The following is a 20477-nucleotide window of genomic DNA, read 5'->3' as shown; positions in this document are numbered from 1 at the left end:
TTTCCGTCAACACCGAGTTCCGGTTGGTATTCCCCGCGCCGCGTCAGGCTCCGTTCATCCGGTCTCGCCACTCCAGCAGCGGCTTCACGGGGGAGAGGTCGTAGTCCGGCCCGTCAATCGACGGGATGATGAATCGCACCCCGAGCGGATGCAGCCGCTCCAGGGCATCCTGTTCCAGCAGCGGCCCGAATCCGCGCGGCGTGAAGCCCGTCGCGATCTCGATGTCGGCGGGATCCCGATTGACGCGGGCACACCAATCGTGAAGTACGTCGAGCTTGTGCGGGATCTTCTCAATCGGCGTGAACGTATGCCAGATGGCGGCGTGCTCGGCTACGAGCCGGAGTGTCTTCTGTTCGCCCTGTCCGCCGATGAGGATCGGGATGTCACGCGTCGGGGCCGGATCCAACAACTCCCACCGGCGACGGATGCGGCCGAGGTCGTCGCGCAGATCGTTCAGCCGTGATCCGACAGTGCCGAACTCGTAGCCGTACTCGAGGTAGTCCTTCTCGGCCCAGCCGGAGCCCGTGCCGAAGATCAGCCGACCCGTCCCGCCTTTCGCACTGATGTGATCGACGGTGCGGGCCATGTCGGCCTGCAGGTCGGGGTTGCGGTACGAACTGCAGTTGACCAGCGGGCCGAACTCCACGCGATCCGTGAGTTCGGCGATCGAGGCGAGCATCGTCCACGCCTCGTAGTGTGCGGCCTCCAGCGGTTCGGTGAGCGGGAAGAAGTGATCCCAGTTGAAGATCGCGTCGACTCCCAGATCTTCGGCGCGAAGGATGGAATCGCGGATCTGGGAGTAGGAGGCATGCTGGGGCGCGAGCTGCACGCCGACGCGCACGGGGCGATGCTTTGCGGGGTGGGTCGTCATCCTTCGAGTATCGTCCGATCCGGTCGTGACGGACCCGCGGTTGCGCCGCTCGGAAGTCTGCGGAATCTTTCCGGCTGCCGACCCACTCACCCGGCGATGCGCGCAGATACCGTCAGGGCATGACGATTGCAACAGCTGACCTGTTCGATGAACGCGGCGACGAGCTCGATTCGCTCGGCATCCAGCTGCAGGACATCGGCGGCCGGATCGAGTTCGACGGGCCCATCCGTACGGTCCGCTGCCATCGCGACAACGCCCTGGTGAAGGCGATCCTCGCAACCACAGGGCACGGAGCCGTGTTGGTCATCGACGGCGGAGGCTCGTTGGAGTCTGCGTTGGTCGGAGACCTCATCGCGGCGTCCGCTGTCGAGAACGGTTGGACCGGAGTCGTTGTTTACGGGGCGGTCCGCGATCGGGAGGCGATCGGCCAGCTCGACATCGGCCTCAAGGCGCTGGGCTCCAACCCACGTAAGAGCGCCAAGGACGGTGTCGGCGAGGTCGATGTTCCGGTCGAGATCGGCGGCGTAACGTTCACCCCGGGCAAACACGTGTGGGCGGATGCCGACGGCGTGCTTGTGGAGCGGTAGCGCGGCGATGCCTCAGTAGTCGTGGTCGGGCCAGCCGTCAGGCCCGTGCGAACCTGCCGCGTAGTCCTGCAGCGGGACATCACCGGCTGCCCAGGCGTCAAGCACCGGCTGCACGATGCGCCAGCACTGCTCGGCAGCATCCCCACGCACCGACAGGGTCGGGTCGCCGTCGAGAATCTCCGAGAGGACTTCTGCGTAGGCCAGAAGCGCCCCCTCGCCGAGATCGGCGCTGAGCTTTGCCCACGTGAGCGCGAACGGGTCTTCGCTTCCATTGACGTTCAGCCCCAGCGACATCCGGTCGGGCCCGAGCGTGAACCGCAGCCGCGACCCGTGGGTCGCGCCCGTGAATCCGTCAGGGAGGTGCCGAACCGGGCGGAAGCGGATCAAGATCTCCTTGACAGGGTCACCGACAGCCTTGCCAGAGCGCAACGTGATGGGCACGCCGGCCCAGCGGTTGTTGCGGACTTCGAGCACGACCTCAGCAAGGGTCTCGGTGTCGCGGTCGGGTACGACGCCTGGTTCGTCCACGTAGTCGGGGAGATCTCGCCCATCGATCGAGCCCGACGTGTAGCGGCCACGGCGAGATGACCCGACAGGGTCGTCGTTCCAGATGTGGGTGGCAAGAAGCGCCGACGTGGTAGCTCCGCGGAGGTCTTGCTCGCCGAGGGTTGCCGGCGGCTCCATCGTGACCAGGGCCATCAACTGCAGCAGGTGGCTCTGGATCATGTCGCGAAGCGCGCCGGCCTTGTCGTAGTACCCGGCGCGACCCTCGAGCCCCAGCTTCTCGTCATAGGTGATGTCGATCGACTCGATGTGCTCGGCAGACCACACCGGCTCGAGGACCCGATTCGCGAATCGTGCGCCGATGATGTTCAGCGACATCGACCGTCCCAAGAAGTGGTCGACCCGGAACACCTGGCTTTCGGGCACGAGGGCCGCGAGCTTCGCGTTCAGCTCGTGGGCGCTCGTTGCGTTGCTGCCGAAGGGCTTCTCGAGGGCCAGGATGAGGCCGGGCGGCAGGTCGACGGCCGACAGTGACTCACACGCCTTCGCGGCGATCGCCGGGGGCACCGCGAAGTAGAGAGCGATGCGGCCCTCCGTTTCCGAGAGCAGCGCTGTGAGGTCATCGGGCGCGGTGATATCGGCCTTCGTGTAGGTAGTCTCGGCGACCTTCTCGAATGCCGCCGCAGAGTCGCTCGAGGCGAAGGCGTCGCGCACGACCTGCTGCCAGTGCGCGTCGGTCCAGTCATCCATGCCTGCGCCGCGAAGACGGACGCGCCGCTGCGGCTGCCTGGACAGAAGCTGCCCGAGCGCGGGAAGCAGCAGGCGGGAGGTGAGGTCGCCCGAGGCGCCGAGGATGAGGAGGGTCGTCGTCTGGTCGGCCATGCCGCCACCCTATCGACGCCTCGTGAACCGCGACCAGGTGCTGGTCCAACTCCGAGCGGATTCGTATCGAATCCTCGCTATACCGCGGGCAAGGCATCGCGGACTGACAGAATCGGGTCATGGCTGCCCCGATCGAGGACTACGCGATTCTGAGCAACTGCCGCACGGCTGCGCTTGTCTCCCGGGAGGGAAGCATCGACTGGCTGTGCCTGCCGAGATACGACTCTCCGTCGATCTTCGGCGCGCTGCTGGGCGAACAGAAGCACGGCCACTGGACCATCCGCGCTACGGACCCCGACGCTACGGTGACCCGGTATTACGAAGACGACACGTTCGTGCTCGTCACCCGCTGGGAGACGCCCACCGGTGTGGCGGAGGTGCGCGAGTTCATGCCGATCGACGGCGGTCGGGTGGAGCTCGTGCGTCGCATCGAGGGCGCCTCGGGACACGTTGATTTCACGACGGAACTGCGGATGCGCTTCGACTATGCCCGTGCGCTGCCCTGGGTCCGCCAGGTGGGCAGCCATGTTGCGCCGGCACTGCTGGCGATCGCGGGCCCGGATGCCGTGCTGGTGCGCGGCGTCGAGATGAACCCCGACGACCATGTCCATCGCGGATCGTTCACCGTCGAATCGGGCAGTGGCCTGGATCTGACCCTGACCTGGTTTCCGTCTCATCTCGAGGCTCCCGACCCCGCTGATGTCGACCGACTGCTCACCCACACGCTGCACTGGTGGCGCGAGTGGGCAGGCCGCGTCGACCACGACGGGCCCTTCGAAGACGAGGTGGTGCGCTCGCTCATGGTGCTTCGGGCGCTCACGCACGAAGACACGGGCGGCATCGTCGCGGCGGCTACCACCTCCCTTCCCGAGGACTTTGGGGGAGTACGCAACTGGGACTACCGCTATGTATGGCTACGCGATGCGGCGTTGACGATCGAGGCCCTCATCTCGCACGGTTTCCTGCGGGTGACTGCCCGGTGGCGGCAGTGGCTGTTGCGGGCGATCGCGGGTGACCCGAAAGAACTGCAGATCATGTACGGGCTCGCAGGGGAACGCGATCTCACAGAACGTGAGCTGACCTCCCTTCCCGGGTACCAGGGCGCGGCCCCCGTGCGGATCGGCAACGGGGCACAGGTGCAGTACCAGGGTGATGTCATCGGAGAGGTGATGGTGGCCCTTGAGGCGGCGCGTGTCGCCGGGGTCGAAGAGACCGACTTCTCGTGGGCGCTGCAGAAGGCGATGCTCGCGTTCGCCGAGCGTCACCTCGACAAGCCTGACAACGGCATCTGGGAGATCCGTGGCGAGCCGCAATTGTTCACGCATTCGCGAGTCATGATCTGGGCGGCTTTCGACCGCGGCGCGCGCGCCGTGCGTGAGTTCGGGCTGTCGGGCGATCTCGAGAAGTGGGAGCGATTGCGCGATCGGATGCGGAACGAGATCGACGAGCGCGGCTTCGACGCCGAGCGCGGACACTTCGTGCAGCACTACGGCACGACAGAGGTGGATGCGTCGCTCCTGCTGCTCGCGCAGGTCGGATACGTGGCCCACGACGATCCGCGCATGCTCGGGACCGTGGCCGAGATGGAGCGCACGCTCATGGTGGATGGGCTGCTGCACCGCTATCGCACGGAAAGTGGTGTGGACGGACTCGCCGGCACCGAGCATCCGTTCCTGGCGTGCTCGTTCTGGCTCGTGGAGCAGTACGCGAACAGCGGCCGTGTCGATGACGCGATGGCGCTCATGACCCGGTTGTGCGGCTTCGCGAACGATGTCGGACTGCTCTCGGAGGAGTACGACGTGGACGGCAAGCGGCAGGCGGGGAACACGCCGCAGGCGCTCTCGCACCTCGCGCTCGTTCGCGCCGCCGATGCGCTGGCCGGCCACCACGGCCGCGCCGCTGACCGGGAGTAGCGCCGTGCGGTCGCGCCCATCGTGCAATCGGCGTCGATCCCGCCCCGAAAGCGGAGCAGGACCGACGCCGATTCTCAGGCGGTTTCTAGATCAGGGGGTCTTGAGCGCCTCGCGCCACGAGACGCGAGCGCCCATCCGCAGGATCGAGCGTTCGTAGATCTTCGCCGCCAACACGATCGCGGCGACGCAGGTGGCGATGAGGATGACCAGCGACAGGATCGGCTCCCACCACTGCGCCTCCCCGAGGTACAGGCGAAGCGGCATCCCGACCGGCGCCGAGAACGGCACATACGACATCACGGTCAGCACGACGGGGTTGTCGTTGAAGAAGATCACGAGGAAGTACGGGGCCATGATGAGCATCGTCAGCGGCGCGGTCGTCGAGCCGATGTCTTCCATCCGCGAGACGAGCGAACCCGCCGCCGCGAACAGCGACGCGAGGAGCACGAACCCGAAGAGGAAGAAGATCGCGAACCAGGCGATCGGGGCGCCAAGGCCCTGGAGGACCTCGCTCTGCCCGGTGACGATCAGGCCGACCACGGCGATCGTGGCCAGCAGCAAGATCTGCGCCATCGCCAAGATGGTGTTTCCGATGATCTTGCCCGCCAAGAGTGTTCGCGCCGGCATAGCGGACAGAAGCAGCTCCACGACGCGGGTCTGCTTCTCTTCGACGACGCTCTGGGCGATGGTTCCGCCGAACAAAGACGCCGCCAGCAGGAAGACGACTCCGAACCCGATCGAGACGAAGTACCGCAGGGCGAAGTCGACAGTCGCCGGGTCGAGCAGTTTGACTGACGGCGACTCCGACAGGCCCATCAGCAGCGACGTCGGTGGCGAGTCCTCGGCGATGACGACCAAGCCGGTGGGCGAGGAGGCGTCATCGACAACAGCCGCGCTGACCTCACCGCTGCGGACGAGTGCTTCCGCGGCATCCTGGTCGGCGACCTGCGTCACCTCAACCCCGGGAACCTTCTCCACTGCAGCCGCCGTCGAGGAGGTGACTGCGACCTTGGTGGCGGACGGATTGCCGGCAGAGAACCCACCCCAGATGACGGCGGCGAGCGCGATCAGCAGGGTGATGACCGTCGAGATCACGAAGGCGCGGCTGCGCAGCTTGGAGCCCACTTCGCGTTCGGCGACGAGCCAGACGTTCTGGAAGCCTCGGGGCGTGGATGTCGAAGCGGCGGTGTTCACTGGATGACCTCCTTGAAGATCTGCGCGAGCGTCGGGCGAACCGGGGCAAAGCTCTCGATGCTCGCCTCGCTCGCTGCGCGTTGCAAGATGCGCTGTGCGGCCGCGTCATCCGCCGCATCGAAAAGGGCGTTCCCGCCGTCGAACTCGACCACCGTGATGTCCGGCTGGTCGCGCAGCCAGCCGAGGTCGCCGGCGGTGCGCAGTTCGTAACGGTGTCCCGAGTGCTGCTGGCGCAGGTGTTCACTGCTGCCGGCGGCGCGGATCTCGCCTCCGGCGATGATGACGATGTCATCGCAGAGGCGCTCGACGACGTCGAGCTGGTGGGACGAGAACAGCACCGAGACGCCGGCAGCTGCCCGGCGGTGCAAGACGTCGGCTACCACGTCGACCGCGAGCGGGTCGAGCCCCGAGAAGGGCTCGTCGAGGATCAGCACGTCGGGCTCGTGCACCAGCGCCGCCGCGATCTGCGCCCGCTGCTGATTACCGAGCGAGAGCTTCTCGACAGTGTCGTTCAGGCGTTCCCCGAGTCCCAGCTGCTCGAGCAGAGCCGTAGCGCGGGTCTCCGCCTCGCCCTTGTCGAAGCCGTGCAACCGCGCCAGGTAGGTGATGTGCTCACCGACCTTCATCTTCGGGTAGAGCCCGCGCTCTTCGGGCATGTACCCGAAACGGCGTCGGTCGGCAGAGGTCAGCGCTGCACCATTGATGGTGACCGACCCCGCATCCTTGGCAAGCACCCCGAGGATGATGCGCATCGTCGTGGTCTTTCCCGCACCGTTGCCTCCGACGAAGCCGGTCAACCGGCCGGGCCTGACAGCAAACGACAGGTCGTTCAGAACACGGTGCGCGCCATAACTCTTGGTCACGTGCGACAACTCGAGCATGTTGCTCCTCTCACTCGGTTCCTCCAGGCTAGGAAGCTCCGCCTCGCCGCGCATCCGCCTCGAGGCGGGTTCGCGCCCTCCCTCGTACGGGGGATTCGACTCCGTTCAGGACAGCCCGTGGCGGTAGGCATAGACGACGGCGGCTACGCGGTCGCGGACGCCGAGCTTGAGCAACACATTGGAGACGTGGGTCTTCACCGTTGCCTCGCCGATGATCAGGTGCGCCGCGATCTCAGCGTTGCTCATCGTCTGCGCCATGAGACGCAGCACCTCCGACTCTCGTTCAGTGAGGTCAGCTGCCGCCGTCGGTGTCGGTGTCGGCGCTGCAGCGGCGAACCGTGCGATGACGCGGCGCGTCACCTCGGGGGCCAGGAGTGCGTCGCCTGCCGCCGCGACCCGCACGGCGGCCTGCAGCTCCTCGGGTGCTGCGTTCTTGAGCAGAAAGCCGCTGGCCCCCGCCTGCAGGGCTTCGAAGAGATAGTCATCTCGATCGAAGGTGGTCACGATCACGACGGCGCACTGGAGCCCGGGATCGGCGACGATCTGGCGTGACGCTGCGAGACCTCCCATTCCGGGCATCTGTACGTCCATGCAGATGACGTCAGGCCTGAGATCGGATGCCGCCCGCACCGCCTCCTCGCCGCTGGCGGCCTCACCGACGACCTCCAGGTCGGGGGCGCTGTCGAGGATGAGGCGGAACCCGGCGCGCATGAGCGCATGATCATCGACCAGCAGAACCCGAGTACTCACGCGCTCACCGCCTCGGGACGCGGCACGGTCAGGCGTACCCGGAACCCGCCCTCGCGGCGCGGTGAGATCTCGATCGAGCCGCCGGACGCGACGGCTCGCTCACGCATCCCGAGAAGTCCGAGTCCGCTCTGCGAGGTCAGGGCGGGCCTGCCCGAGTTCACGATCTCGACCTCGACGGCATCGGGCAGGTACCGGACGCGGACGTCGGCCTCGGCATCCGGGCCGCCGTGGCGGCGTGCGTTGGTCAGGGCCTCTTGCGCGATCCGGAAGGCATTGACCTGAACCGTCGGCGCCACCGGCCCCGGCTCGCCGATGATCGTCAGAGTCGTCGGCAGACCGTTCTCGCTGGCATGCGCGACAAGGGCAGGCAGGCCTTCCAGGCCCACCGTGGATGCGTCGCTGGGGTCATCGTCGACCGGAGTGCGAAGCGTCTCGAGCAATCGGCGCAGCTCCACGAGCGCATCCCGGGCTGCCTGCTCGATGTCGACCAGAGCGCGGCGCGCGGCATCCGGATCGGTGTCCCACACTGTCCTCGCGGCCCCCGCCTGCACGCCCATGGCAGAGACGTGGTGCGCGACCACATCATGCAGCTCGCGGGCGATGCGGACGCGGTCGAGCGCGACGGCCTGCGCTGCGGTAGTCTGACGCTCCCGCTCGAGCTCGACGCTGCGCTCGGCGAGGATCTCGCGCTGTCGGCGGGACTCGAAGGTGCGATTGCCGAAGTAGTACGCGCCGCCGAAGAAAGCGACGTTGACGAGGAACTGGATGAGCATGAACGCGACGTAGGGCGAGAAGAGGCCCGCACGCGAGAGGCCCTCGTCGGTCGGCGCTGTGGCATCGATGAACATCGAGATGAGCAGCCACGTGAACATGCCAGCGATGATCGCGACACGGACGAGGAACGCTCGCCGTCGGTTGTCGACCCATGCCCCGACGGTGTAGAAGGCGATGAAAAGCGCGACATTCCCGACGTAAAGCTCCGGGACGCGGGCCATCATCCCGGCAAAGAACGCGACGGATACTGCCACCGCGACAGTGCAGGGCAGGCGTCGACGCCAGGCCAGCGGGGCGGTGAGACAGAGCGCGTAGAGCAGCGCGACCCGCAGGTCGATCTCCGTGGAGTTGTAGATTCCGGCGACTGCGCCGAGGGCGGTGCTCAGCACCGCCGTGACGAAGAGGGCTGCCGCCAACCAGACGTCCCCTCGGGTCGGAACCCACCGCGAGGTGGCGCGCGTCGGATCACTCACCCATCCACGCTACGTCGCTCGCACACCACGCCACATCCCTCTCGCGGGGGAGCCCCCCGTCCGCCGGCCGCGGCCGGCGATGGTCCCGATTGCAGGATCAGCTGCCTCGGCAGGGGCGGTGGAGGGCAGCAGAGCGGGTTGATCCTGCGTTCGGCTCGCCGGGTGCGGTGTCGGGACGCGTACTGTGAGGGCATGGCGACCCGGCAGACTTCCCCGGGCACGACAGGTTTCGGGGGCCGGGTGCTCGCCCTGCTGGCGTGCTCGCATCCTGGGCCGACGGTGGTCGTCACGACTCTCGCCGGATTGCTCGCCGTGGGGGCCGGCATCGGGGTGGGGCGCATCGTGCTGACAGTCGCGGCTGTGCTCTTCGGTCAACTGTCGGTCGGATGGTCCAACGACGCTATTGACGCTCAGCGGGACCTCGCCATCGGGCGCCGCGACAAGCCGATCGCTGCCGGCGTCATCTCGCGCCGAGCGGTAGCCGCCGCAGCCGGCGTCTCGCTGGTGATCGCGCTCATCATCTCGGCCATCATCGGGTGGGAGTTCTGTCTCGCCCACGGCATCGCCCTGGCCTCGGCGTGGGCGTACAACGCGTGGCTGAAGTTCACATGGGCATCGGTGATCCCGTTCGCGGTGAGTTTCGGCATCCTGCCCTCGCTCGCGACGCTGGCAGCTCCCGCGCCCGTCGTGGCTCCGTGGTGGCAGGGAGCCGCCGGCGCTCTGCTGGGCATCGCCGTCCACCTCACCAACGTGCTTCCCGATCTCGCCTACGACGAGGCGACGGGTGTGCGCGGGCTCGGTCACCGGATCGGCACCACGCCGAGTGCGATAGTCGCGTTCGCTGCCGTCATCGCGGGGACTGTGGTCGTCGTCGTCGGATCGTTCGGCCAGGTGCCCTTCGCCGTGGCGCTCGCGGCGTCAGTGAGCGTTGCGGCGTGCGCGGTCGCGGGCCTGCTCCGCGCTCTGCGGAAGCCGGACCGCGTGGTCTTCCGCCTGGTGATGGCGTCGGGTCTGATCCTTGCTGCGCAGCTCGTTCTCACCGCGTTTGTGGCGTGAGGGGGCTTTCTTGCGCATCCGGATCGAAACCCATCCCATAGGCGTGCGCGAGGAGCCGCGCCGGCGCCAGACGGATGCCTGCGAGCCGCGTGACCGCGCCGACGCTGCCGTGACCACGCCCGGCGACGGTGTTCAGCGCGGCGATTCGCGCCGCGGTCGTCGCGGCCGACCTGCGTCGCCGCTCCCACGCGGCCAGTGCGGCCGGCGGCTCTCCCGTGATGTCCCACTCTCGGAGCAGCGGCGCGAGCGTCGCCGCATCGATAAGGCCGAGGTTGAGACCCTGCCCGCCGATGGGGCTCACCTCGTGGGCCGCGTCACCGATCGCGAGAACCCGTCCGCGCGCCATCCGGCGCGCGACGAATCGGCCTACCCCGAAGTTCGACGCCGTCGTGATCGTGTCGCCGGAAGATCCCGCACGCCGGCTGACAGCGTCACGCAGGGCGGTCGCGTCGTCGGTCGCGTCATTTGTGGAGCCCGCGCGGTGCCACGCGACGTATCGCCGCAGGCCGCCGGGTAGCGGAAACGACTCGAGGACGCCATCCGGATGCAGGTGGACGATGGCGCGAGGCCCTTCGTCGGTGTCATCGGGAACGTCGGCCATGACGTAACGGTCGGGGTACGCGCGGCGCCTCCCGTCGCGGATGAGGCTACTGATGTGGCGCGAGCGAGACCCCGCCGCAATCACGACCGCATCGCCGTGCACGTCACCACTGTCGGTGATCACCCGACACGTCGCCCCTTCGTCGATCACGTCGAGCACCTGGACTCCGCGCTCCGGCGCGGGGGCGCCGTTGCTGGCGGCCGCGGCGGTGATCGCCGATTCGGTCGCTGCCTGCGGAAGGGTCGCGACGAACGGGAAGGATGCGAGCGAGCCGGCCCGCACAGCGTCGAACCGGATCGTGGTCACGGTCGCGGCGCCGACCCTGGCCTGGCCCTCCCGCACCTGCAGACAGGCGGAAAGAATGCGATCGGTCACCCCCGAGGCTGACATCGCCGTCAGCGCGGCGGAATGGATGCCGATAGCCCGGGACCCGGCGCCGGGAGCCTCACGCGCCTCGAGCGTGATGTGCTCCACACCCAGGCGGGCGAGTTCGCCGCCCAGCAGCATGCCGACGGGACCGGCGCCGATGATCACGACCCGCATGGCTCACCTGTCACCGGGTCCCTCGGGCCCGCGGGTCGCGAGGACGCGAAACGGCGCCGGCGCGGTCACTGTCCACCCCCGTGGGACCTCCCGCTGGAGCTCGGCGACGGTGTATGACCGGCGGATCGAGCGGAGCCCGTCAGTGAGGAGGAAGGTCCCGGGTGCGACCGGAAGGATGCCGACTGCGTAGAGACCCCACGCCGTCTTGCTGCGGGCGATGTCGTTGTGCACCGCGAGCTCGGCGCCGAGCGCGTCGGTGTGGGTGAGCAGTTCGTGCAACTGATCGCGGCTGAGGTGGTGGAGGACATGGTTGGAGACGACGACGTCGAACTGTTCGCCGGCGTCGACGAGGTCTGCGGCATACGCGCCTCGAAACGTGACCCCGGGCTCGGGTGGCTGCGACGTCGCGATCGACAGGCACCGTGGGTCGGGGTCGATTCCGCAGATCTCCACCGCCAAGCCGTCGCTGCGAGCACGTCGCGCGAGGTCGCGTGTGACGTCGCCGCCGCCGCATCCGACGTCGAGAATCCGAACCGGCTCATCACGCTGCGCGTCAGCTCGGGTGCGAAGGTAGGGACGCAGACGGGATCTGTAGATCGCGCCCCATCCCGCCACCGCCCGGTTCACCACTGTGAACCGGCGTACCGTGCGCAGCAGCGCCTGTTCGTCGCACTGCGGATCGTCCATCAGCTCGCGAAGAGTCTCGTCACGAACGCGCACTGTCCGCCTGCCCCACGCGCAAGCTTTCCGCCGCCGCTATCGGCTGGCGCGCTGCGATGCGAGCCGTTGCACTCTCTACCGCGAGTCCGGGACCGAACGCTGTGACGAGAACCTGCTCGCCCTCGGCCACCGTGGGATCACCGAGCAGGTCGGCGAGGATGAACAGCACTGTCGCGGATGACATGTTGCCGTAGTCGCGCAGGATCGCTCGGGATCGCTGCAGAGCCGTTTCGTCGAGATCCATCGCCTGCTCGAACCTGTCCAGGATGCTGCGTCCGCCCGGGTGGACCACCCACTGGTCAATCGCACCGGTGCGCTCAAGCACCGGCGCGAGGGCTGCGCGGACTTCGCGTCCGACGATGCGGGGGACATTGCCGGTGAGTGTCATCTCGAAGCCGTGGTCGCCGATGATCCACGCCATGTCCTGCTCGCCGTCGGTCGTGAGGGCGGTGGTGAAGCCCGTCAACTCGAGCCCGCGAGACGGTGCAGCCAGTTCGCGGGGACCGCTGGATTCCGGCGACTTTGCGGTCACGACCGCCGCTGCCGCGCCGTCGGCGAAGACGGCGGAGGCGACGATCTGGTCGGGTTCGGATGATGAGCGAATGTGGATGGAGCACACCTCGGTGCACGCGACCAACACGGTTGCGGTGGGATCGGCGAGACAGATTCGCCATGCCGAGCGCAGCGCCGGGATTGCTGCGGCACACCCCATGAATCCGATGTGCTCGCGTTCGACCGTCGGATCAAGCCCGATGTCGCGCACCAGCCGGTATTCGGGGCCGGGAGCGTAGAAGCCCGTGCAACTGGCAGTGACCACGTGGGTGATCTCGCCCGGATGTACGCCGGCGTTCTTTAGCGCACGCCGCGCGGCGGCCTCCGACAGTCGCGGCGCTTCGCGCGCGTACCGCGCGTTGCGCGTACCGGTCCCCGGATTGCGCACCGCGTGAGTCTCGGGTTCCAGGAAGTCGCCGCCGCCACCGGCTAGATCCTCGATGACGGTGTGGCGCCGCTCGATCGCCGAGTTGTCGTAGGCGGCGCGGATGAGCCGTGCCGTAAGGGGCGCGATATCCGGCTCCGCGAGGAACAGGTCCTTCACCTGCGATTGCGAGAGCGCGAACTCCGGCACCGCGGTCCCAATGCCGATGAGCTGCACTCCCATGCACTCACCCTAGGCGCCGGGTACCTCGGCGGGGCCGCGTCACCCGAAGATCATCGGCCGGTCATCGTCTGCTTCGTCTTCTCCCGGCGACAGTCGGGCGCGGTCGAGCTCGACGACCACGGGGACGTGGTCGCTCGGAGCCTCACCCTTGCGCTCGTTTCGGTGGATGGCGGCATCCGTCACCGCATCCGCCACAGCGCGTGAGCCGAGGATGAAGTCGATCCGCAGTCCCTCGTTGCGGGGGAAGCGCAGCTGCTTGTAGTCCCAGTAAGTGAATCCGGTCGGAACCAGGGGCCTGACGACGTCGCTGAGCCCCGCCTGCTCGAGAGCGGTGAAGGCTTCCCGTTCTGGGGCGGAGACGTGCGTCGAGAATCCTTCAACGATCGCGGGGTCGCCGTTGTCGGCATCCGTCGGGGCGATGTTGAAGTCGCCGACCAGAGCCAGAGGCAGGTCGGGCGCTGCCGCGAGGGTGGTTGCGGTGTACTGGCGCAGCGCCTCGAGCCAGTGGAGCTTGTAGACGTAGTGGGGGTCCTCGAGGGCACGACCATTGGGGACGTAGAGGCTCCAGACGCGCACGCCGTCGATGGTCGCACCGATCGCGCGGGCTTCCTGCGGAGCATCCGGGCCCTCGTGCCCCTTCGCGAAGCCGGGCATCCCGGGGAAGGCGGTCTCGACCTCGGTGGGACGCGAGCGGCTGGCGATCGCGACACCGTTCCACTGCGAGAAGCCGTGGGCTTCGACGTGGAACCCTGCCTGCTCGAACTGGTCGAACGGGAACTGCTCGACCTTGCACTTGATCTCTTGCATTGCCAACACGTCGATGTCTTCACGCACCGCGAAGTCGACGATCCGGTCGACCCGGGCGCGGACGGAGTTCACGTTCCAGGTGGCAAGGCGCATGGTCTCAGCCTAGAGTCGCCGGCCGACGTCGCCCGCTTCCTGACGCGGGCTCCGGGGCGGGGTGTGGCCAACTCCTGAGTTCCGGTGCCGAACCCGGGCCGTGTCGAGGTGAGGATGCCGTGCGGCCGTCGAGTGTGCGGAGTTAGCTGCGGTGGTGGCCTGGGGAGATAGGGGTGGTCGCGTGGTTCAATCTGGCGTCCGCGTTGCTCGGCATGGCCGGCCTCACTCTCGGGTTCATGCCCATCCCGACGGAGTGGATCGAAGGGTCTGTCTTCACGTCGTACGTCTGGCCGGGAGTGATTCTCGGGGTGGTCGTGGGTGGATCACAGGCGCTCGCGCTGGCGGCGCAGTACTGGCGCTTCCGCCTCGCGGCTGGCCTTCACGCGGCGGCGGGCCTGGTCATGATGATCTGGATCTTCGTCGAGATCGCCATCATGCTCGTCTGGTCGCCGCTCCACGGCATCTACTTCGCGACCGGCCTCGTTCAGACCGTCCTCGCGGTGCTCGCACTCGGTGCCCGGCCGCATCCATTCCTGGCCCGAGACCCGCGCTGACGCGGCGTCTGGGGCGGCTCGGATGTCGCGGCTAGAGCTCCCGCAGAATCTGCTCGACCTTCTCCTTGGCGTCACCGAAGAGCATCTGGGCGTTCTCGCGGAAGAACAGCGGGTTCTGCACGCCGGCATAGCCCGAGGCCATCGACCTCTTGAAGACGATGACGTTGTCGGCCTCCCACACCCGCAGCACCGGCATCCCGGCGATCGGGCTGCCCGGATCCTCGGCAGCGGCGGGGTTGACGGTGTCGTTCGCGCCAATGACCAGCACGACGGATGTCTCGCCGAAGTCGTCGTTGATCTCGTCCATCTCGAACACGATGTCGTAGGGGACCTTGGCTTCAGCGAGCAGCACGTTCATGTGGCCGGGAAGGCGCCCGGCGACGGGATGGATGCCGAATCTGACGTCCACGCCGCGCTCGCGCAGCTTCGCCGTCAGCTCCGCAACCGGGTACTGGGCCTGGGCGACCGCCATGCCGTAACCCGGAGTGATGATCACCCGGTCTGCCTCGGCGAGGAGCTCGGCGGCGCCCGTGACGTCGACCTCGCGGTGTTCGCCGGTCTCGTCATCCGTCGACCTGGGCGCCTCGATCCCGAACCCGCCGGCGATGACGGAGATGAATGATCGGTTCATGGCACGGCACATGATGTACGACAGGTAGGCACCCGAGGACCCGACGAGCGCGCCAGTCACAATGAGCAGGTCGTTGCTGAGGATGAAGCCTGCCGCCGCGGCGGCCCAACCGGAGTAGCTGTTGAGCATCGAGACGACCACCGGCATGTCGCCGCCGCCGATCGAGGCGACGAGGTGCCAGCCGAGCAGCAGCGCGAGGATCGTCACGACGATCAGCAACCACAGGTCGGGCGTGATGACGTACCAAACCGTCAGGCCGACGAAAGCGACCAGGGCGCCGAGGTTGAGGGCGTTCTTGCCCGGCAGCATGAGCGGCTTCGACGAGATGCGAGCCGACAGCTTCAGGAACGCGACGATCGACCCCGTGAAGGTCACGGCACCGATGAACACGCCGATGAAGACCTCCGCATGATGGATGCCGAGCAGAGCCCCGTCGATCTCGCCCGGGTCGAGCGCCCCGTTCCACCCCACGATGACCGCCGCGAGGCCGACGAAGCTGTGGAGGAGCGCAATGAGCTCGGGCATCCCGGTCATTTCGACAACGCGGGCGCGCCACAGCCCGATCGATCCGCCGATCAGCACCGCGACCACGAGCAGCGTCAGTCCAATCGTCGCCTGTGGCTGCCCCCACAGCTGCTCCACCGTGAGCCAGATCGTCGCGGCAATCGCGATGACCATGCCGCCGACGCCGAACAGCACACCGCGGCGGGCTGTCTCGTGCTTGCTGAGCCCGTGCAGACTCAGGATGAACAGGAGCGCAGCGACGAGATACGCGGCCCCCGCGACGGATGCCGCAACTGACGCGCTCGCGGCAGATACTGACGCACCGCTGTGGAGAAGGATCGACGCGGCGCTCATCGGGCCTCACCCTTCGAGAACATCGCGAGCATTCGGCGGGTCACGGCGAAGCCTCCGAAGATGTTGATGCTTGCCAGGAGCACGGCGATTGCCGCGAGAATCTGGACGACGAGTACGCCGGATGCCAGCTGGAGCATCGCGCCGACGACGATGATGCCCGAGATGGCATTTGTCACGCTCATGAGCGGCGTGTGGAGGGCGTGATGCACCTTGCCGATCACGAAGAAGCCGATGATGATCGACAGGACCAGCACAGTGAAGTGCTGGGGGATCGGTGGCGGTGCGATCGCGGTCACGACGAACAGGAGAACCGCCGCGGCCCCGAGAAGCACCGGGGTCCGCCACGCGGGCGCCTTCTTCGGTTCTGGCTTCGGGGCAGGCTCCCCCGCGACCGGCTTCGGTGCGGCCGAGACCTGTACGGGCGGTGGTGGCCAGGTCGACTCGCCGTCGCGAACGATGGTGACACCACGCTGCACGATGTCGTCGAAGTCGATCGTGAGCTGCCCGTCCTTGCCGGGGGTCAGCAGCGCGACCAGGTTGTAGACGTTTGTGGAGTACAGCTGCGACGCCTGCGCGGGAAGTCTCCCCGCAAGATCCGTGTAGCCGAGGATCGTTACGCCGTTCTCGGTCACGATGCGCTCGCCCGCAACCGATCCCTCGACGTTGCCGCCCTGCGCCGCCGCCATATCGACGATGACACTCCCCGGCTTCATCTGCGCGACATCGGATGCCGTAATCAGCCGCGGCGCTGCGCGCCCGGGAATGAGCGCGGTGGTGATGATGATGTCGACATCCGCCGCCTGCTCGGTGTAGATCTCGGCGGCGCGCCGATCGTAGGCCTCGCTCGTCGCCTTGGCGTACCCGTCGGAAGACTCCATGACCTCGTCGACCTCGACGGGAAGGTACTCTCCGCCCACCGACTTCACCTGGTCGGCGACCTCGGGCCGCGGGTCGGTGGCGCGCACGATCGCGCCCAGGCTCGCGGCCGTACCGATCGCCGCGAGTCCTGCGACGCCCGCGCCGGCGACCAGCACCTTCGCGGGCGGTACTTTCCCGGCGGCCGTGACCTGGCCGGTGAAGAAGCGCCCGAACTCGTGCGCTGCCTCGACAACGGCGCGATACCCCGAGATGTTGGCCATCGAACTCAGGACATCCATCGACTGCGCCCGAGATATGCGCGGAACGGCATCCAGTGATAGCGCCGTGATTCCGCGGGTCGCGAGCGACTCCCGAACCTCGGGCCGGAACGCGGGTGCGAGCATTCCGATCACTGTCGCGCCGTCCCGAAGCAGGGCCACGTCATCAGCGCTCGGAGCCGTCACCGTCACGACGATGTCTGCACCCCAGGCGCCCACACGGTCGGTCACCTGGGCGCCGGCATCCGTGTACGCCGCATCGGGGAACGAGGATGCCGCGCCCGCTTCTGCCTCCACGACCACTTCGTACCCGAGCGTGATCAACCGAGCGACAGTGGGCGGGGTGAGAGCGACGCGGGTTTCGCCGCCGCGCTCCGCGACGATGCCGATGCGGGTCATGTGCGCACTCCCTTGCTTCTCGCGTGCGGGTTCCGCGAACGGGCCTGACTCTATCGGCGAGCTCGACGCGGCTTCGGGACCATCGTCCTCGCGATGAGGCGCGGCCCGAGCTACACCAATCTAGGAGCCGCCGCGGGGCTACGGTCCCAGATGACGCGGAAACATTGTGCGTTCTTTCCTAGACTCGGGCTGTGACCGCTTCCTCCACGCCCGAACTCGAAGCCGACCGCCAAGCCCTCATCGCCCTCATCGGCGCCGAAGCGGTCTTCCACGGCGACTTCACCCTGTCCAGCGGCAAGAAGGCGTCGTACTACGTCGATATGCGCAAGCTCACGCTCGATCACCGGGCGGCCCCCGCCATCGGGCGGATCATGCTCGACCTCGTTCGCACCGGGCTCGGGACGGATGCCGACACCGTCGTCGCCGTCGGAGGCCTCACCCTCGGCGCCGACCCCATCGCGAACGCCGTCATGCACGCGTCAGTCGACACCGAGCATCCGCTCGACGCCTTCGTCGTCCGCAAGGAGCCGAAAGACCACGGCCGCGGCCGTCAGGTCGAGGGAGCGGACGTCGTGGGTAAGCGCGTCGTCGTGCTCGAAGACACCTCGACGACGGGGCAGTCGGCGCTGAAGGCCGTCGAGGCGCTGCGCCGCGAGGGCGCGGAGCCGGTCGCCGTTGCCGTGATCGTCGACCGCAAAACCGGTGCGCAGCGGGCGATCGAGGATGCCGGGCTGCAGTGGCTCGCGGCGATCGACCTCGACGACCTGGGCCTCGCCCCGCAGTAACACCTCAGTCCTCGCCGCGGTCGCCGCGGCTGCGCCACCACTGCCACACCGCGACGACGAGGGCGCCGCTGATGATGATCAGCGACGTCCACAGCAGCAGCGACTGTTCGAGCTCGTTCACCGACGCTTTCCTTCGTCTGCGTCCCCGGCTTCGACGTGGTCGCCGTCGTCCAGGGCGCCCATCACAGCACCTCGGGCATCTCCGACTCTTCGGGCTCCGCGGGCAGGAGCTCAGCGATCGAGTCGAGGATCTCGTCGGGACGGAAGGGGAAGCGTTCGATCTCGGCGGGGTCGCTGATGCCGGTGAGGACGAGCACCGTGTGAAGGCCTGCCTCGATGCCCGCGACGATGTCGGTGTCCATCCGATCGCCGATCATCCCCGTGGATTCCGAGTGCGCACCGATGCGGTTCAGGGCTGAGCGGAACATCATCGGGTTGGGCTTGCCCACCACGTACGGCTCCTTGCCGGTGGCCTTGGTAATGAGGGCGGTGATCGCTCCGGTTGCCGGGAGTACGCCCTCGGCCGAGGGACCGGTCGCGTCGGGATTCGTGGCGATGAACCGCGCACCGCCGGCAATCGCGCGGATGGCCTTTGTGATCGCCTCGAACGAGTAGTTGCGGGTCTCGCCGACCACGACATAGTCGGGGTCATTCTCGGTCATGATGAAGCCGGCTTCGTGTAGCGCCGTGGTCAGGCCCGCCTCGCCGATCACGAACGCGGATGCTCCGGGCGCCTGTCCGCGCAAGAAATCCGCCGTCGCCAGTGCCGAGGTCCAGATGGCCTCTTCGGGCACGACGAGCCCGGATGCCCGGAGCCGGGCGCTGAGGTCGCGTGGCGTGAAGATCGAGTTGTTCGTCAGCACGAGGAAGGGAACTCCCTGCTCGCGCCAGCGCTCGATCACCTCAGCCGCCCCGGGGACGGGGATGTTCTCGTGGACGAGCACGCCGTCCATGTCGGTGAGCCAGCATTCCACGTCTGCTCGGGTCCGCATGGGCACAGCGTATCCCGCTCGCGGAGGTCTAGTGTCGATCACGTGACGCGCAGGCGGTGGGATCCCGAGTCGCTGCCCGACCTTTCCGGGCAGTCGTACCTCGTGACGGGCTCCAACGCCGGCCTTGGGTACTTCGCGAGCGAACAACTGGCCCGTGCCGGGGCGCATGTCATCATGTCGGGCCGCAATCCCAAGCGTCTTTCCGCCGCTCGAGCGACGCTAGCGGGGCGTGTTCCGGGAGCCGACATCGAATCCCTCATCATCGACACCGCCAAGCCCGGGTCGATCAGGTCGGCCGCGGCATCCTTGCGGACGCGGGGCCCGCTGGATGGGGTTCTGCTCAACGCCGGAGTCGTTCATCCACCCCGGCGCCGTGAAACGACCTCCGACGGTGCCGAGGTCGTGCTTGCCACCAACGCACTCGGGCACTTCGCGCTCGCGGGGGAGCTGCTCGTCCCGCTCGCCCGGTCGGGTGGCCGCATGGTGTGGCTCGGCAGCATGTCGATCTCGCTCACGCCGTACGACCCCATCGATCTGCAACTGGCCGAGGGCTACTCGGGATGGCGTGCGTACGTGCAATCGAAGGTGGTGACCACGGCCCTCGGGGTGGAAGCAGACCGCCGCCTGCGCGAGCACGGCGTTCCCGTCGACAGTGTCGTCGTGCACCCGGGGTACTCCGTGAGTGGACGGACACCGGGCCTCCACGGCGTGAACCAGCCGAGCAAGATCACCCGGTTCGTCGACAATCTGCAGACGCCGTTCACCCAGTCCAAAGAGCACGGCGCGTGGCCGCTCGTGCGGGCGCTGGCTGATCCGTCGATCGCCGGCGGGCAGGTCTGGGGGCCGCGCTACATCGTCAAGGGGGACCCGCGGCGGGCGCGCTTGCCGAAGATCGTGCGCGATCCCGAACGCCTGGCGCGCATCTGGGAAGCGTGCGAAGCAGCAACCCGCACCCGGTGGCCGTTCGCAGCGGCATCCGTGGCCCGCTGAGCCGACGGTATCCCGGTTCGGTCGCGCTGTCGTGTGGGTGCGGCGCGGCGTGACCCGCGTCAGCGCGCGACTGAGGCTGGGGTTACAGCGGACCCGACTCAGGCGCTCAGCCAGATGGCCTCGGGCGCCGTCGAGGGCAGGGTCACATCCCGTCCGTCGACCTCCACGATCGCTCCGCTTCGGACGCGCACGACGCCGCCAACCTCGACGGATGCCGCATCCAACGCCTCGAGCAGCCCCGGGACGCGGTCAGAGACGCGAAGAATCCGTCCACAGTGCCCCGGGGGAGCATCGGCGAGCAGCACGAATCGCTCACGGGTGACC

Annotated in this window: 19 protein-coding genes and 1 pseudogene; 6 read left to right on the top strand and 14 right to left on the bottom strand. The window is 67.8% G+C overall.

All coding sequences use genetic code 11. The features are described from left to right. Nucleotides 1–43: 43 nt before the first annotated feature. A complete protein-coding gene (locus B4F19_RS00625; protein ID WP_292732228.1) occupies nt 44–871 on the bottom strand; it encodes an LLM class F420-dependent oxidoreductase in 828 nt (275 codons plus the stop codon). Between the two features lie 119 nt (nt 872–990). Between B4F19_RS00625 and rraA the strand changes: the two genes are divergently transcribed. After that, nucleotides 991–1458 carry a ribonuclease E activity regulator RraA gene (rraA, locus tag B4F19_RS00620; protein WP_292732226.1) on the top strand — a complete coding sequence of 156 codons (468 nt, stop codon included), beginning with the start codon at nt 991–993 and terminating at the stop codon, nt 1456–1458. Between the two features lie 12 nt (nt 1459–1470). On the opposite strand, the gene B4F19_RS00615 is transcribed toward rraA, so the two are convergent. Continuing rightward, the gene (locus tag B4F19_RS00615; protein ID WP_292732224.1) at nt 1471–2844 is read right to left on the bottom strand and encodes a glucose-6-phosphate dehydrogenase; all 1374 of its coding nucleotides are present in this window, start codon (nt 2842–2844) and stop codon (nt 1471–1473) included. A 119-nt stretch (nt 2845–2963) separates the two neighbouring features. On the opposite strand from B4F19_RS00615, the gene B4F19_RS00610 reads away from it, so the two are divergent. After that, nucleotides 2964–4757 carry a glycoside hydrolase family 15 protein gene (locus B4F19_RS00610; RefSeq protein ID WP_292732222.1) on the top strand — a complete coding sequence of 598 codons (1794 nt, stop codon included), beginning with the start codon at nt 2964–2966 and terminating at the stop codon, nt 4755–4757. A gap of 90 nt (nt 4758–4847) precedes the next feature. Here the strand turns inward: B4F19_RS00610 and B4F19_RS00605 are convergent, their stop codons facing one another. From B4F19_RS00605 to B4F19_RS00590, 4 genes are all read right to left on the bottom strand, one after another. Continuing rightward, a complete protein-coding gene (locus B4F19_RS00605; protein ID WP_292732221.1) occupies nt 4848–5951 on the bottom strand; it encodes an ABC transporter permease in 1104 nt (367 codons plus the stop codon). After that, nucleotides 5948–6832 (bottom strand): ABC transporter ATP-binding protein, encoded by an 885-nt coding sequence (locus B4F19_RS00600; protein WP_228178274.1) that lies wholly within the window; start codon nt 6830–6832, stop codon nt 5948–5950. Before B4F19_RS00600 ends, B4F19_RS00605 begins: the two co-directional genes overlap by 4 nt. 105 nt (nt 6833–6937) lie before the next feature. Continuing rightward, complete coding sequence (locus B4F19_RS00595) at nt 6938–7582, bottom strand: response regulator (RefSeq protein WP_292732219.1); 645 nt, start codon at nt 7580–7582, stop codon at nt 6938–6940. Continuing rightward, nucleotides 7579–8829, bottom strand: coding sequence for a sensor histidine kinase (locus B4F19_RS00590; RefSeq protein WP_292726254.1), 1251 nt, complete (start codon nt 8827–8829; stop codon nt 7579–7581). The genes B4F19_RS00595 and B4F19_RS00590 overlap by 4 nt, the downstream gene beginning before the upstream one ends. 192 nt (nt 8830–9021) lie before the next feature. On the opposite strand from B4F19_RS00590, the gene B4F19_RS00585 reads away from it, so the two are divergent. Beyond that, entirely contained in the window at nt 9022–9885 is an 864-nt protein-coding gene (locus B4F19_RS00585) for a UbiA family prenyltransferase (protein ID WP_228178277.1), read from the top strand. Here B4F19_RS00585 and B4F19_RS00580 read toward each other — a convergent pair. From B4F19_RS00580 to B4F19_RS00565, 4 genes are read right to left on the bottom strand one after another with little or no spacing between them, the layout of a single operon-like run. After that, complete coding sequence (locus B4F19_RS00580; protein WP_292732217.1) at nt 9866–11029, bottom strand: FAD-dependent oxidoreductase; 1164 nt, start codon at nt 11027–11029, stop codon at nt 9866–9868. The two genes, B4F19_RS00585 and B4F19_RS00580, sit on opposite strands and share 20 nt — an antisense overlap. A gap of 3 nt (nt 11030–11032) precedes the next feature. Continuing rightward, on the bottom strand, nt 11033–11749 hold the full coding sequence (locus B4F19_RS00575; protein WP_292732216.1) for a methyltransferase domain-containing protein: 717 nt from the start codon (nt 11747–11749) through the stop codon (nt 11033–11035). Further along, complete coding sequence (locus tag B4F19_RS00570; RefSeq protein ID WP_292732214.1) at nt 11736–12908, bottom strand: type III polyketide synthase; 1173 nt, start codon at nt 12906–12908, stop codon at nt 11736–11738. Before B4F19_RS00570 ends, B4F19_RS00575 begins: the two co-directional genes overlap by 14 nt. Before the next feature lie 39 nt (nt 12909–12947). Next, nucleotides 12948–13808 carry an exodeoxyribonuclease III gene (locus B4F19_RS00565; protein WP_292726246.1) on the bottom strand — a complete coding sequence of 287 codons (861 nt, stop codon included), beginning with the start codon at nt 13806–13808 and terminating at the stop codon, nt 12948–12950. A 173-nt stretch (nt 13809–13981) separates the two neighbouring features. Between B4F19_RS00565 and B4F19_RS00560 the strand changes: the two genes are divergently transcribed. Then, entirely contained in the window at nt 13982–14362 is a 381-nt protein-coding gene (locus B4F19_RS00560; RefSeq protein WP_292732212.1) for a hypothetical protein, read from the top strand. Nucleotides 14363–14393: 31 nt separating this feature from the next. Here B4F19_RS00560 and pntB read toward each other — a convergent pair whose 3' ends face one another. Further along, nucleotides 14394–15851, bottom strand: coding sequence for a Re/Si-specific NAD(P)(+) transhydrogenase subunit beta (pntB, locus tag B4F19_RS00555; RefSeq protein WP_292732210.1), 1458 nt, complete (start codon nt 15849–15851; stop codon nt 14394–14396). Beyond that, nucleotides 15848–17386 (bottom strand): Re/Si-specific NAD(P)(+) transhydrogenase subunit alpha, encoded by a 1539-nt coding sequence (locus B4F19_RS00550; RefSeq protein ID WP_292732208.1) that lies wholly within the window; start codon nt 17384–17386, stop codon nt 15848–15850. Before B4F19_RS00550 ends, pntB begins: the two co-directional genes overlap by 4 nt. 191 nt (nt 17387–17577) lie before the next feature. On the opposite strand from B4F19_RS00550, the gene pyrE reads away from it, so the two are divergent. Further along, nucleotides 17578–18171, top strand: a complete 594-nt coding sequence (pyrE, locus tag B4F19_RS00545) for an orotate phosphoribosyltransferase (RefSeq protein ID WP_292728348.1) — start codon at nt 17578–17580, stop codon at nt 18169–18171. A gap of 182 nt (nt 18172–18353) precedes the next feature. Here the strand turns inward: pyrE and B4F19_RS00540 are convergent, their stop codons facing one another. Next, entirely contained in the window at nt 18354–19163 is an 810-nt protein-coding gene (locus tag B4F19_RS00540; RefSeq protein ID WP_292732206.1) for an HAD-IIA family hydrolase, read from the bottom strand. 42 nt (nt 19164–19205) lie between these two features. On the opposite strand from B4F19_RS00540, the gene B4F19_RS00535 reads away from it, so the two are divergent. Next, the gene (locus B4F19_RS00535) at nt 19206–20153 is read left to right on the top strand and encodes an SDR family NAD(P)-dependent oxidoreductase (protein ID WP_292732204.1); all 948 of its coding nucleotides are present in this window, start codon (nt 19206–19208) and stop codon (nt 20151–20153) included. A 98-nt stretch (nt 20154–20251) separates the two neighbouring features. Here B4F19_RS00535 and B4F19_RS00530 read toward each other — a convergent pair. After that, nucleotides 20252–20477, bottom strand: a pseudogene (locus B4F19_RS00530) (FeoA domain-containing protein); the annotation flags it as partial.

Source organism: Microbacterium sp. UBA1097 (assembly GCF_002313585.1).
Classification (GTDB): Bacteria; Actinomycetota; Actinomycetes; order Actinomycetales; family Microbacteriaceae; genus Microbacterium.
Note: the sequence above shows the minus strand (reverse complement) of the source record. Positions and strands in the feature narration are given on the sequence as shown.

What these genes read in the sequence shown, in the direction of transcription:
- B4F19_RS00625 (WP_292732228.1), bottom strand. Translation starts at nt 871, where the DNA reads ATGACGACCCACCCCGCAAAGCATCGCCCCGTGCGCGTCGGCGTGCAG.
- B4F19_RS00615 (WP_292732224.1), bottom strand. Translation starts at nt 2,844, where the DNA reads ATGGCCGACCAGACGACGACCCTCCTCATCCTCGGCGCCTCGGGCGAC.
- rraA (WP_292732226.1), top strand. Translation starts at nt 991, where the DNA reads ATGACGATTGCAACAGCTGACCTGTTCGATGAACGCGGCGACGAGCTC.
- B4F19_RS00540 (WP_292732206.1), bottom strand. Translation starts at nt 19,163, where the DNA reads ATGCGGACCCGAGCAGACGTGGAATGCTGGCTCACCGACATGGACGGC.
- pntB (WP_292732210.1), bottom strand. Translation starts at nt 15,851, where the DNA reads ATGAGCGCCGCGTCGATCCTTCTCCACAGCGGTGCGTCAGTATCTGCC.
- B4F19_RS00550 (WP_292732208.1), bottom strand. Translation starts at nt 17,386, where the DNA reads ATGACCCGCATCGGCATCGTCGCGGAGCGCGGCGGCGAAACCCGCGTC.
- B4F19_RS00570 (WP_292732214.1), bottom strand. Translation starts at nt 12,908, where the DNA reads ATGGGAGTGCAGCTCATCGGCATTGGGACCGCGGTGCCGGAGTTCGCG.
- B4F19_RS00580 (WP_292732217.1), bottom strand. Translation starts at nt 11,029, where the DNA reads ATGCGGGTCGTGATCATCGGCGCCGGTCCCGTCGGCATGCTGCTGGGC.
- B4F19_RS00600 (WP_228178274.1), bottom strand. Translation starts at nt 6,832, where the DNA reads ATGCTCGAGTTGTCGCACGTGACCAAGAGTTATGGCGCGCACCGTGTT.
- B4F19_RS00585 (WP_228178277.1), top strand. Translation starts at nt 9,022, where the DNA reads ATGGCGACCCGGCAGACTTCCCCGGGCACGACAGGTTTCGGGGGCCGG.
- B4F19_RS00565 (WP_292726246.1), bottom strand. Translation starts at nt 13,808, where the DNA reads ATGCGCCTTGCCACCTGGAACGTGAACTCCGTCCGCGCCCGGGTCGAC.
- B4F19_RS00610 (WP_292732222.1), top strand. Translation starts at nt 2,964, where the DNA reads ATGGCTGCCCCGATCGAGGACTACGCGATTCTGAGCAACTGCCGCACG.